General features: G+C 42.6%; 9 protein-coding genes and 1 tRNA gene. 5 read left to right on the top strand and 5 right to left on the bottom strand.

The genetic code is table 11. The features are described from left to right. The first annotated feature begins 2 nt into the window (after positions 1 to 2). Positions 3 to 1,619 carry a diguanylate cyclase domain-containing protein gene (locus tag QUA27_RS12480; protein WP_333068311.1) on the top strand — a complete coding sequence of 539 codons (1,617 nt, stop codon included), beginning with the start codon at positions 3 to 5 and terminating at the stop codon, positions 1,617 to 1,619. Positions 1,620 to 1,691: 72 nt separating this feature from the next. Here QUA27_RS12480 and QUA27_RS12475 read toward each other — a convergent pair. Continuing rightward, a tRNA-Arg gene (locus QUA27_RS12475) sits at positions 1,692 to 1,764 on the bottom strand. A gap of 363 nt (positions 1,765 to 2,127) precedes the next feature. On the opposite strand from QUA27_RS12475, the gene QUA27_RS12470 reads away from it, so the two are divergent. From QUA27_RS12470 to QUA27_RS12455, 4 genes are all read left to right on the top strand, one after another. After that, positions 2,128 to 4,995, top strand: coding sequence for a hybrid sensor histidine kinase/response regulator (locus tag QUA27_RS12470; protein ID WP_333068310.1), 2,868 nt, complete (start codon positions 2,128 to 2,130; stop codon positions 4,993 to 4,995). After that, positions 4,988 to 6,424 carry a hybrid sensor histidine kinase/response regulator gene (locus tag QUA27_RS12465; protein ID WP_333068309.1) on the top strand — a complete coding sequence of 479 codons (1,437 nt, stop codon included), beginning with the start codon at positions 4,988 to 4,990 and terminating at the stop codon, positions 6,422 to 6,424. The genes QUA27_RS12470 and QUA27_RS12465 overlap by 8 nt, the downstream gene beginning before the upstream one ends. Before the next feature lie 127 nt (positions 6,425 to 6,551). Further along, complete coding sequence (locus QUA27_RS12460) at positions 6,552 to 6,947, top strand: response regulator (protein ID WP_333068308.1); 396 nt, start codon at positions 6,552 to 6,554, stop codon at positions 6,945 to 6,947. Beyond that, a complete protein-coding gene (locus QUA27_RS12455; protein ID WP_333068307.1) occupies positions 6,944 to 9,550 on the top strand; it encodes a PAS domain S-box protein in 2,607 nt (868 codons plus the stop codon). Before QUA27_RS12460 ends, QUA27_RS12455 begins: the two co-directional genes overlap by 4 nt. A 104-nt stretch (positions 9,551 to 9,654) precedes the next feature. On the opposite strand, the gene QUA27_RS12450 is transcribed toward QUA27_RS12455, so the two are convergent. The 4 genes from QUA27_RS12450 to QUA27_RS12435 all read right to left on the bottom strand — a co-directional run bounded on the left by QUA27_RS12450 (position 9,655) and on the right by QUA27_RS12435 (position 13,366). Continuing rightward, entirely contained in the window at positions 9,655 to 10,743 is a 1,089-nt protein-coding gene (locus QUA27_RS12450; RefSeq protein WP_333068306.1) for a hybrid sensor histidine kinase/response regulator, read from the bottom strand. A gap of 124 nt (positions 10,744 to 10,867) precedes the next feature. Beyond that, a complete protein-coding gene (locus QUA27_RS12445) occupies positions 10,868 to 12,370 on the bottom strand; it encodes a sensor histidine kinase (protein WP_333068305.1) in 1,503 nt (500 codons plus the stop codon). A 91-nt stretch (positions 12,371 to 12,461) separates the two neighbouring features. Then, complete coding sequence (locus QUA27_RS12440) at positions 12,462 to 12,614, bottom strand: response regulator (protein ID WP_333068302.1); 153 nt, start codon at positions 12,612 to 12,614, stop codon at positions 12,462 to 12,464. A gap of 305 nt (positions 12,615 to 12,919) precedes the next feature. Beyond that, positions 12,920 to 13,366: a response regulator gene (locus QUA27_RS12435; RefSeq protein WP_333068300.1), complete on the bottom strand. Its 447-nt coding sequence runs from the start codon at positions 13,364 to 13,366 to the stop codon at positions 12,920 to 12,922. Between the last annotated feature and the right edge of the window lie 39 nt (positions 13,367 to 13,405).

Raw genomic sequence — 13,405 nt, 5'->3', positions numbered from 1 at the left:
GTATGGCAAACATGACCTACCAGATAGACGAGCTACTCAACACGTCACCCTGTGGATTCCTCTCGTTTGCTGACGATGGTACGATCCTAATGGTCAACGCCACATTACTGCAATTACTCGGATACGAAACCGATGAACTGCGGCAACGGAAAATGGATTCCATTCTGCCAATGGCCAGCCGGATTTTTTTTCAAACCCATTTTTTCCCCCTGTTGAAGCTCGACGGTAAAGTAGAGGAAATTTACTTCTCATTAAGGTCAAAGCAGGGCAGTGATATACCCATGCTGATCAACGCTGTGCGTCGGAATCAGGGAGGAAACTTTGTCAACGATTGCATCTTGATCTGTATCCGCCAGCGTATCCTATACGAAGGTGAAATTATTAAAGCCAAAAAAGCAGCAGAGGCAGCTATTCTGGCCCAAAAGCAAGCAGAAATCGCTCTGCGGCAACAGTACGACAAGGCGATCTTACTTCAAGAGATTACTCAACACATCCGTCAATCTCTTGATTTGTCTACAATTTTTGAGATTGCTTCGCAGGACATTCGCCTGTTTCTTGATGCCGAGCGCGTCGGCATATTTAAGTTCGATCCTGACAGTAATTTTGGATATGGTGAGTTTGTCTCAGAATCCGTAGGCGAAGGATGTAAATTGGTAAGCAAAAATCAATTTAACGACCTGTGTGGTGGTGAACAAGATCCTGATTCATATCAAGAATGGAGAATGCAGGTAGTTGAAAATATCAATAATATTGACCTTCAACACTGTTACCGCGCTCTTTGGAAACAATTTCCGGTTCGGGCTAATTTAGTTGCGCCGTTGCTCAATGGACAAGATTTGTGGGGGTTGTTATGTATTCATCAATGTTCTGCTCCTCGGCAATGGGAAGAATTTGAAGTTGACCTTGTTAAACAGATTGCTAATCAGTTAGCGATCGCCATTAAGCAAGCGGATATTTTTCAGAAGTTGCAGAAGGAATTGGCAGAAAGGCAGCAGGCCCAAGCGCGCATGAGAGAAATTAATCAACAACTGGCACTCTCTAACGAAGAGCTAGCCCGCGCTACTCACCTCTTAGAACAAGTGGTAAATATTGATGGGTTGACTCAAATTGCTAATCGCCGCTGTTTTAATGACCGCTTAGAGCATGAATGGCAGCGGCTATACCGAGAACAAAAACCTATTTCTCTTTTGTTGTTTGATGTGGATTATTTCAAACGTTATAATGATTGCTACGGTCATCAAATGGGGGATAATTGTCTGTTCAAACTTGCTCAGACTGTGCAAGAGGTGGTGTACCGTCCAGCGGATTTGGTGGCGCGTTACGGCGGAGAAGAATTTGGCATCATTTTGCCTAATACTGATTTTGAAGGAGCGAGTTCGGTGGCTAAACGGATTCACGCTGCTATTAAAGCTTTACATATTCCTCATAAAACATCTGATGTGAGCGATGTAGTTACTATTAGTATGGGTATCGCTAACTTGATTCCGATTTCGGAACTATCATCGGCTGACTTGATTGCGATCGCCGATCGTTCACTGTACCGTGCCAAGCAACAGGGGCGCAATCAGTCGGCGACCTGCGACTACAGCGGCGATTCGATTTTTGACACTGACGCTTAAATCACAATAATTGACACCGAGGACAAAAATTTGTCCCCAGTGTCTCAAAGTAAGTCATTGAATAAATTTAAATGAGCACGGAGGGATTTGAACCCCCGACCCTCAGGACCGGAACCTGATGCTCTATCCACTGAGCTACGTGCCCTCGACTTTTTACAGTATAACACGTCTTGCGGAAAATGGCGAGTGCCGATCGCAAATTTCTTGACCTGCCTCCAAATCGCTTGAGGGATGCGGGTTCAACTCGCCCGCGCGATCGCAGATCAGGCAGTTCTCGAAGCTATAGACTGCAAATTCTACCTAAATGTTCACAATAATACGACAATGGGGGAAATAATCAACTTTAATCTAGCCAAGATTAGGTTTACATTCGATGGGGTCGAGCATCTAGCACAGCTAAAATAGCCCGCATCAATTCTTTCTAGCTAGTCGGCAGTAAATGGTGCTGCTGTTAAGACAGCTTGTGCAAAGACGCTTCTAGACTAAGTTCACCAAACCTCTCAATCTTATGGTTTCTAAACTTTTAGACAAATTACCGCTGCGAACTGTTCTCATAGTTCCATTTGTACTGCAAATCGTCGGAGCCGTGGGACTCGTAGGATATCTTTCCTTTAGAAACGGACAAAAAGCAGTTAATAACCTTGCCAGTCAGTTAATGAGCGAGGTGAGTTTGCGTGTCGAGCAAAACCTGCAAGTTTACCTAACAACTCCCCATCAAATAAATCAAACCAAGCTGGATGCTGTCAACATCGGGTTGTTAAAGATGGAAAACTTATCAGCTTGGGAGAAATATCTTTGGCGGCAAGTACAATTATATCCATATATCAATTTTACCTCCGTTGGCAACAATAAGGGAGATTATAGAGCGGGTGAACAACTGTCTAACGGCTCCCGAATGATTAATGTGATAGAAACATCTACTGGGTTAAATTTTAATTCTTACAGTACAAACGAGCGAGGCGATCTCACTACAGTTACCACCATTGCCAAAAACTATGATAATCGGCAACATCCTGCGTACCAAAAAGCCGTAAAAGTCGGCAAACCTACTTGGAGTTCGGTTTTTGTTTCCTTACTAGAACCGACATTACTTATCAGCGCTATCCAACCAGTATACAGCGAAAAAAATCAGCTAGAAGGAGTCTTATTTACTGCCTTGCGTCTCGACCATCTTGGGAGATTTCTCAACAGTCTCAAAGTTGGCAAATCCGGTCAAACATTTATTATAGATCGCCAGGGTACTTTGTTAGCAACTTCCACAACCGAAAACCCGTTTCGCACTAAAGGTAATCAAAGACAATTGTTTAAAGTAGAAGAAAGCAGCAACCCTTTTACTCGCTCTACAGCTAAATATTTAACTGCACAATATCAAAAGTTAGACCTAATTAAAAAATCGGAGTTATTGAGCTTTGAAATAAATCACAAGCGACAATTTTTAAAAGTCTTGCCGTTCCAAGACGGCAAAGGTTTAGACTGGCTGATTGTCGTAGTTGTTCCCGAAGCAGATTTTACCAAAGAAATCGATGCCAATACCCGCACAGCGGTTTTGCTTTGTTTCGCAGCTTTAGGAGTAGCTGTGGCGATCGGCATTCTGACTTCTCGGTGGGTGACAAACCCTATTTTGCGCTTAAATGCAGCAGCAAAAAATATTGCTAAAGGTGAATGGGACACAACCGTAGAAAGCGAACGCTCGGACGAATTGGGGGAATTAGCCAAGTCATTTAACAGCATGGCTCAACAACTGCAACAATCTTTTGAAACTTTAGAGAACCGAGTGGAAGAGCGGACGGCAGAATTGGCTGTAGCTAAAGACAAAGCAGAGGTAGCGAATCAAGCTAAAAGCACCTTTCTTGCTAACATGAGCCACGAATTGCGATCGCCTCTCAATGCAATTCTCGGCTTTTCCCAACTAATGACTCGCAGCCAAACTTTATCCCCAGAACATCAAGAAAACATTAGCATAATTAACAGCAGCGGAGAACACCTGCTCACCCTGATTAATAACGTACTCGATTTATCTAAAATTGAATCCGGGCGCACCACCCTCAATCCCAAAAAATTTGACCTCTATCGCCTGCTAAACAACTTGGAAGATATGTTTGAACTCAAGGCACATGACAAGCAGTTGCAGTTAGTTTTTGACCGGAGCACCGAGGTGCCACAATATGTAGAAGCCGACGAAATAAAGTTGCGCCAAATCTTAATTAATCTGCTCAACAACTCTCTTAAATTTACCGATGATGGAGGTGTAGCCGTCAGAGTTAGCAAGCAGTCATTAGGCAGAAATCAGCAGGTAGAAAAGGGGAATTTTGCTCACCCAGAACTCTCACTAAATACAGAAAATTCAGCACTTAAAGGTGTTAAAATATCTCAATTCAGTCACTCTAAAAACCAGATTATTGCCACGCCAAATGACGATTCAGCTTCTACCTCTTCCTTCTTCCTTCATTTTGAAGTCGAAGATACTGGCCCCGGTATTGCTACCAATGAATTAGACGCTCTTTTTGAACCATTCGTGCAAACCAAGACAGGCAAAGATTCGCAAGAAGGTACTGGCTTGGGATTGCCAATCAGTCGCAAATTTGTGGAATTAATGGGTGGCGAAATGAGCGTCTGTTCTGCTGTTGGCAAGGGAACTAAATTTAAATTTGACATTCAAGTTATTGCGGTCGATGTGGCTGATATTGAAAGCCTAAAACCGACCCGCAATGTTATTGCTCTGGAACCCCACCAACCCACCTATCGAATTTTGATAGTAGACGATAAACCGCTCAACCGCCAACTGTTACTTAAAATCCTCTCTCCTCTGGGTTTTGAGCTAAAAGAAGGTACTAACGGTCAAGAAGCTATTGAGATTTGGGAGAGTTGGGAACCACATCTAATTTGGATGGACATGAGAATGCCTGTGATGGACGGCTACGAAGCGACGCAATACATTAAAAGCACTATTAAAGGTCAAGCTACAGCTATTATTGCGCTGACAGCGAGCGTTTTGGAGGAAGAACGGGCAGTTATTTTATCGGCTGGCTGCGATGCTTTTATGAGGAAGCCTTTCCGGGAAGCCGATATTTTTGATGCTATGCACAAACATATCGGAGTGCGCTATATTTATGAAGATCCGGGTCAAACTAATTTATCGGCAATCCAAGAGGGCGATCGCGCTATGACTGCGGCTGATTTCGTAAAATTGCCTGATTCACTGGTAGCTGATTTAAAGCTAGCGATACTGAATGCAGATATGGATTTAATTGATACCTTGATAGAGCAAATTCGATTAAAGGATGCAGTAACGGCCGGTGCGATCGCAACTTGTATAGAAAATTTTGAGTACGACAAAGTTTTAAAGTTAATATCTCAACCAATATCACATGAATAACCACATTCCTAGCACCGAGCGCGGTAATATTTTAGTAGTTGACGACACCCCAGCTAATTTGCGGCTGCTAGCCGGAATTTTGAACACCAAGGGCTATAAAGTGCGCCCGGTACCTAGCGGCGAGTTAGCGCTTTCGGCGGCAAAAGGTATGCCTCCCGATTTGATTTTGCTGGATATTATGATGCCTGAAATGAATGGGTATGAAGTCTGCCAAAAGATCAAAGCTGATGAACGAACTTGCGACATCCCCGTAATTTTTATTAGCGCGATTAATGAGGTACTTGATAAGGTCAAAGCCTTTGCGGTAGGCGGCGTAGATTATATTACCAAGCCCTTTCAGGTGGAAGAGGTTCTAGTTAGGGTAGAAACCCATTTAGCAATGTGCCAATTGCAAAAAAAACTTCAACAGAAAAACGATGAACTGACACTAACTTTAAATAAATTGCAAGCTACTCAGAATCAATTAGTGCAATCGGAAAAAATGGCTGCGTTAGGGCAACTGATTGCAGGCATTGCTCACGAAATTAATACGCCGTTGGGCGCAATTCGGTCGTCTATTGGAAATATTACTAACTTTTTGGATAACAATCTCGAAAGTTTGCCAGTTTTTTTTAAAGAACTGTCAGCAGAACGCCAGCACGATTTCTTGCGTTTGATGTACAGTTCTAGTCAACAAAATTACTCTTTATCTACTAGAGAAAAACGGGTCCTGAAAAAAGGCGTGAAGCAGCAACTAGAGTCCGAAGGCATTGAAAATGCTGACAGCCTTGCTAGCATTTTAGTCAATATCGGATTACAAGGAAATCTGCAAGAATTCTTGTCGCTGCTCAAAGATCCTGAAAGCGAAAATATTATAAAAACAGCCTACGACTTTGCTAGCATTCACCGAAGCGCCCGAACCATAGCTACCGCTACTGAACGCGCTGCAAAAGTCGTCTTTGCTCTGAAAAATTATGCGCGTTACGATGTAAATGGGGAAAAAATACAGGTGAATATTACGGACGGAATTGAAACCGTATTAACTCTTTATCAAAACCAAATAAAGCAGGGTGTGGAAGTTGTCAGAAACTATCAATCTCAATTGCCTGCGGTACTGTGTTATCCCGACGAACTTAATCAAGTTTGGACCAATTTAATTCACAATGCCTTACAAGCGATGGACAATCAAGGAACTTTAAGAATTGACGCGGTACAACAAGATACCAACGTCTTGGTAAAAGTTATTGACAGCGGTAAGGGGATTCAAACAGGGATTATTCCGAAAATTTTTGAGCCTTTTTTTACTACTAAACCTGCGGGAGAAGGCAGCGGGTTGGGACTGGATATTGTCAAAAAAATAATTGAAAAACATCAGGGTAAAATTGATGTGGAGTCGGCACCGGGTAATACAGCATTTACAGTTTCTTTGCCGATTAATTTAACTGAGTAGGTAAAGCGTCGCAGACTGAAGTCGGGAGCTAAAAATTTGCAGTCTACCCGCGCCGAATGTAGAATTTGGAAAACGGTGTGCTTACCCATCGGGCTTCACCCTGCCAAACTAAAGAAGGAAACTAGCGATGTCTAAATCAGCAATTTTGTGTGTGGACGATGAAGTAGGAGTGTTGGAAAGTCTGGAAATTGAACTGCAACAGGCATTTAAGGGTAAATATCTTTGCGAATTTGCTGAAAGTGCTGCCGAAGCCCTGGAAATTATTGAAGAGCTATGTGAAGCTGAGGTTAACATTCTAGTAATTGTCTCTGATTGGTTGATGCCCGGAATGAAAGGAGATGAGTTGCTGATTAAAATTCATCAAAAATATCCGCAAATTGTGACAGTGATGCTGACAGGACAAGCAGACAAAGAAGCAATCGAACGCACAACAACTCAAGCAAATCTTCATGCTTTCATAGAAAAACCTTGGCGAAATCAAGAATTAATAGAAGCGATCAAGTCCGGTCTAGCAAATTTATGAAAAAACCAGTCATTATTTGTGTCGATGATGAGCAGACTATACTCGATAGTCTGGAAATAGACCTGCTAAAAGCCTTTGAAGATAAATATTTAATTGAAACGGCTCAAAGTGGCGAAGAAGCTTTAGAGTTGCTGTCCGAACTTTTAGCAGAACAGTATGAAGTTCCTTTGGTTATTTCGGATCATATCATGCCTAATATGAAAGGAGACGAACTATTAAGGAGCGTTCATGCTATCTCGCCGAACTGTCTCAAGATTATGCTGACGGGGCAGGCAGATTTGGAGGCGGTAGCCAATGCTATTAACTATGCTAAATTGTACCGATATATACCTAAACCTTGGCAATGTGATGACTTAAAATTAACTGTCACTGAGGCAATATATAAATATTTTCAAGATAAACAATTAGCCGAAAAACAAAGAGAACTTCAGGAAATGAATCAGGAGTTGGTAAAATTAAACCGCAAGCAGGCAATGCTAATTGCCAAACTCCATGAAAACGAAAGTCGCTTGACGCAATATCTAGAAGCTATGCCATTGGGCGTGTGTGTACTTGATGCAAACGGGCAATCATTCTACGCTAACCAGAAAGCGCGGGATATATTTGGAAAAGGCACTGTGCCGCATATTAATTCAGAGCAAAAAGCAGCAATTTATCAATTCTATAAAACCGGGACTAATCAGAGATGCCCCGTGGAAGAATTGCCAATTATGCGGGCGCTTCGGGGTGAAAATGTGCGGACTGATGGTATAGAAATTCGTACCGCTAATAAGATTATTCCTGTAGAGAGTTGGGCAACTCCAATTTATGATTCTACAGGCGACATTTCTTATGCGATTATTGCTTTTAGTGACATAACTGAACGCAAGGAAACTGAAGCGGCGCTAATTCAAGCTGAAGAGAAATATCGCGGGATATTTGAAAATGCTCTAGAAGGTATTTTTCAGACGACGCCGGACGGACATTTTATCAGTGCGAATCCGGCTCTGGCGGAAATTTACGGCTACGATTCTGCGTCAGAATTGATAGAAAGTATTAATGATATTCAGCAGCAATTGTACGTGGAACCGAACCGCCGTCAAGAGTTTATGGCGCTGATGAAACAGCACGGTACTTTGTGTGAGTTTGAGTCTCAGGTTTACTGTCGAGATGGCAGCATTATCTGGATTTCTGAGTATGCGCGCACCGTTTATGATGCTAACGGTGAAGCACTTTACTATCAGGGTTTTGCTAAGGATATTACTTTGCAAAGAGAGGTAGAAGTAGAACGAATCAGGTTTACTAATGATTTAGAAAAAGCTTTAGCAGCCGAAGAAAAGTTAAATGAGGCACTGTTAGAAAACGAAAGCCGATTGACTCAATTCCTAGAAGCGATGCCAGTGGGAATATTTGTTGTCGATGGTAAGGGTAAACCTTTTTACATGAATTCTTGGGGCGAAAGGATACTAGCCGAAGGTTTAATTTTTGATGGGGGTACTGACCAATTTCCTGAAGCTTATCATTTTTACGACGCTGGAACTAATCAATTGTATCCGAGGGATAGCCAACCGATTGTTCGGGCGTTGCGGGGAGAATTTGTGCGTATGGACGATCTAGAAATTCATGGGTCGGAGCGCGTTGTGCCGATCGAGGTTTGGGCGACTCCAATCTACGACGAACGAAAAAACATAGTTTACGCCATAGCTGCTTTTCAAGACATCACGGAACGTCTAGAGGTAGAAACAGAGCGCCGCCAATTCACAGAGGAGTTACAAAAAGCTTTAGCAGCAGAAGAAAAATTAACAGATGCTTACGGGCGGTTTGTGCCGCACGAATTTCTCCACTTTCTGGGATATGAAAGTATTCTGGAAGTCAAATTAGGCGATCAGGTGCAGAAAGAAATGTCGGTGCTGTTTTCAGATATCCGCGATTTCACTTCTCTTTCGGAAAGGATGAATCCCGAAGAGAATTTTCAATTTATTAATGGTTATTTGTCGCGGATGGAACCGGCAATTACTGACAATTTTGGTTTTATTGATAAATACATTGGCGATGCGATTATGGCGCTGTTTGATGGCAGTCCGGACGATGCGGTGAAAGCCGGAATTGCGATGCTAGAAGAGCTTAACGAGTATAATATTAGTCGTAATCAGGTCGATTGCCCGCCGCTGCAAATTGGCATTGGCATAAATACGGGTTCTTTGATGTTAGGCACGGTGGGTGGCCAAAGTCGGATGGACAGCACGGTGATTAGCGATGCGGTAAACTTAGCCTCCCGCGTGGAAACTTTGACGAAAGAGTATGAGGTTTCGATGTTAATTACTCACCATACTTTTATACAGTTAAACGAGTTTTATGATTTGAGGTTGATAGATCGCGTAGCAGTTAAAGGCAAATCGCGAATGGTAACACTTTATGAAGTATTTGCGGCGGACCCGCCAGAGTTACGACAGAAAAAGTTAGAGACAAAGACAATCTTTGAGCAAGCTTTGGTACTCTACAATAGTGACAAGTGTGGCGAAGCTATAAGATTGTTTTCGGCCTGCTTGGAAATCAACCCTAATGATAAGGTAGCTCAAATTTATCTGCAGCGGTGTCTGAAAGGAGCGATCGCTCCTGCATAATACCATTTGAGAGTTGAGATTTGAGAATTGGGAATGAGTTATGCCATAAGGGTTGGGAGTTTGCCTACAGTTGTATTCTTTTGGGAAACTGGTATAATCATTGTTTAGACAGGCAGGGAAACGCAAACTATGGTTTCTTGCTGCGGCAAACTTTCTATTTTAAATTCTCCTCCGTGCAATTCTGCAAGGCGTTGAACGATGGCCAGGCCCAATCCCAAACCTGCTTGTTGGTACAGTTTGCGATCGAACTGCCTGTAAGCTTCTAGCTGTGCAATCTGATCGGCAGTCATGCCGCGGCCTTGGTCTTTGACAGACAGAATAAAAGTCTGATTTTCGACGAAAGTGCTTAATAAAACAGGCGTTCCTTCTAAAGAAAATTTGAAGGCATTGTCCAAGAGTTCTTCAACAATTTTTGCGAGTCTGACAGAATCCATCGCTACTGACGCATCTTGCAAGTTTAATTGTAAATCGTCGGTTCTATTCGCGTGTTTTGCTTGCTGCCGCGCTTTTTGACTCAGCAAAGATTTTACACAGCTAAATTCGCTGTTTCGCATCTCCTTTAGCAGTTCGGGATTTGTGGCTGCTATCTCCAGTTCTGCATACAGCAAAAAGTTCTGAATCAGTCGATACAAGCGATGACCGGAAGTTTGGATTTGACCGATCATCTCTAAGATATCTGATTCCTCTAATACCTTATATTCTGACAGAATCAGCTCAGAAAAACCCAGAATTGCATTCAAAGGAGTCCGCAATTCATGGGGCAGCGACATACTAATATTAGTGCGTAATTCGTCTAGCGTCTTTTGAGATTGTCGGCTAATTGTTTTTTGTTTTTCAAGTCTAATAGCAATGGCTTTTAGAAGTTCTTGCGGCGTACACGGCTTAGTAATGTAATCGTCAGCTCCCAGTTCCATGCCCGTGCGAACGTCAACTTTATCGGCTTTGGCTGTGAGGAAAATAAACGGAATTGTGGCAGTCAAGGGTTCGGAGCGCAAAGCTTTGATGACGCCGTGACCGTCTACTTCCGGCATCATCATGTCGCACAAAATTAAATCCGGGATTTGTTCGATCGCCAAGTTGATGCCGACTTTGCCGTTAATTGCTCCTATTCCTTCAAAATCTTCGGCTTCGAGCAACTCTAAAATATTCTCTCTAATCGCTTCTTCGTCTTCTATTACCAAAATCTTAGCCACGGTGATAGCTCCTTTTAGTTAGTAGTTTGTTGGAAAATTATGGATTCCTACACTTGATAAGTTTGTTTGTTAGGCGCTTAATTAATGGTTAAATAGGGGATATGTATAGTTGATAATTCAGTTGTTATTGACTGGGAGGGCAAATGAGAGGCAAGGTAATAGTGAAAGTTGTACCTTTTCCTTCTTGACTGTCGATCGCAAGTTGGCCGCCGTGAAGTTCCACAGCCCTCTTCACAATTGCTAAGCCGAGACCTGTTCCCGAAATAGTGCCGACATTTGTAGCTCGGTAAAAAGTTTCTAATATCCGCTCTCGATCGGCTTGGGGAATGCCGATGCCCTGGTCTTGAACTTGGAAAACAGCTTCTTTGTTTTGACAGTTGAGGTGCAAGGAAACTGTACTGCCGGCGGGGGAATATTTGATGGCATTTGAGAGGACATTTCCCAAGATTTGCTGCAGCAGTTTTTCATCCATTTGCGCCTCGCAGTTGTCGCCTGCGTATTGAAAGGCGATCGGGTGTTGGTTGCTGTCGTTGAGCTGCTGCTCTTCTACCAGTTGACGGCAAAATTTTTCAAGGTTTAAGGAAATCGGTTGAAACTGCAAAGTATTGGCTTCGATTTTGCCAATTACGAGGATATCTTCTAATAACTCTGTCATGCGTTTAATTGCTAATTGAATCCGCACAAAATGAGTAGATTTTTTATCTTGGGGCCACTGAGAACTGTAATCTTGCAGCAATCCAGCGGAAAATTGGATGGTTGTCAAAGGTGTGCGAAACTCGTGGGAAACCATTGTGACAAATTTAGCTCGCAGTTGTGAAAGTTCCTTTTCTCGTGCGAGGGCTTTGAGAATTTCCGCTTCGGCTCGTTTGCGATCGCTAATGTCACGGGCTTCCGCAATCAGCAGCAAAACTTGTCCTGTTTCATTTTTAACAGGTTTCAGTGAGAAATCAACTGTCATAATCTGGCCACTTTTGCCTAACAAGTCGATTTCGCTGCGGAAAAACTCGCCGCGACTTGCTTTGCCGATCGCGCATTGCAATTGTTCGGAAACCTGTGGCGACTGAGCCCAAATCGCCATTTCCCAAATCGGGCGGCCCACAATACCCTCCGATCGCAATCCGGCAAAATCGAGGGCTGTCTCGTTTACTTCCAGCACAATTCCTTCGGGAGTCAGCAGCTTGGTTAGCTGAAACGAAGAGTCAAAAATCGCCCTAAAGCGGCGCTCGCTTTCCCGCAGCATTTGAAATGTTTGAGAGCGTTCGATCGCATAGCGGATCGTCCGCACTAATAATTGAGTAGTAATTTGACCTTTAACAATATAGTCTTGAGCTCCCAAGCGAACTGATTCGAGGGCGATCGCCTCATCGTCCAAGCCTGTCATTACCACCATTGGCACATCAGGAGCAACTTCTCGCAGGCGAGTTAGCGTTTCCAAACCGCGACTGTCCGGCAAAGAAAGGTCGAGCAAAACTACATCAAAGGGTTGTTTGCACAGTTGTGCGATCGCCTCATGCAAGAACTCAACAGACACCAGTTCCCACTCGACGCCCACAGATACTTCTAACAGTTCTGCAAGTAAATCAGCATCAGCCGGATTGTCTTCTACTAACAGAATTTTAATCCACATAGCTTAGACGTTTTTGACTGTAAAAATTTTACTCTACCAATCTTAGGTTAAACTTTTTTGCTTTCCCTTGCCATTTTCAACTTGAAAATTATTATTTGGGAACTGTCACTACCACCAGCCACCAATCCTTAATCCATCTCACCAGCTTAGCGACTTGACTAAAATCGATAAGCCTAGTTATATAGCACCGGGCTGACAGGGCATAAAACTTGACCATCTCTTCATCGGCTGCTGAGGTTGTCATAATTACCACCGGAATCATTTTTAACTTGAGGACTGAGTTAATTTATATTAATATTTACAACCATTTTTTTAGGCAAAATCCAGTTAAGCAGAATTAAATTAGACCGATAAGGCGAACCGAAAAGCCTCCTTTATTAAATAAAATTATTGTTTATACCATATTTTATACTATTTGCAAAGTGTTAAAAATTGGCTTGTCGCCAGCTTTTATAAAGTTTATTCAGCATCACTGAGCGTATCATCCACCAGCCGAATTTCCATAGGTTGAAAACTTTTATAGCGTTCATAAGCAAAGCATCTGTTCGTTTAATTTAGAGGAAGTTTGACGACTGCCAGCCAGAATTCCTCAATTAACCTGACTACTTTAGTAAATTCTACGAAATCTACTGGTTTTGTTATGTAACAGTTGGCGTGGAGGGAGTATGACTTAAAAATATCTTCTGGAGCTGCTGAAGTGCTGAGAATTACTACAGGAATTAATTTTAACTTTGGGTCATTTTTAATTTCTTCTAGCACTTCTATACCGCTTTTTTTCGGCAGATGCAAATCGAGCAAAATCAAATCTGGACGAGGTACCCTGAGATAGGGTTCTTTTCGGCGCAAAAACTTGATTGCTTCGACTCCATCCTCCACAAAATGCAAGTTATTCAATATTTTACCCTGACTGAGGACTTCTATTGCCAAATCGGCATCGCTGGGAGAATCCTCAATCAGCAGAATCTCTATAGGTCTAACAGTGCTTCGATCGCTCATAACCGGCGTATCCTTTAAAATATAAAAACAAAATTGAAC

This window comes from Microcoleus harperi Pol14_C6, assembly GCF_036701295.1.
GTDB lineage: Bacteria > Cyanobacteriota > Cyanobacteriia > Cyanobacteriales > Microcoleaceae > Microcoleus.
This window is presented reverse-complemented; position numbering and strand designations above follow the sequence as displayed.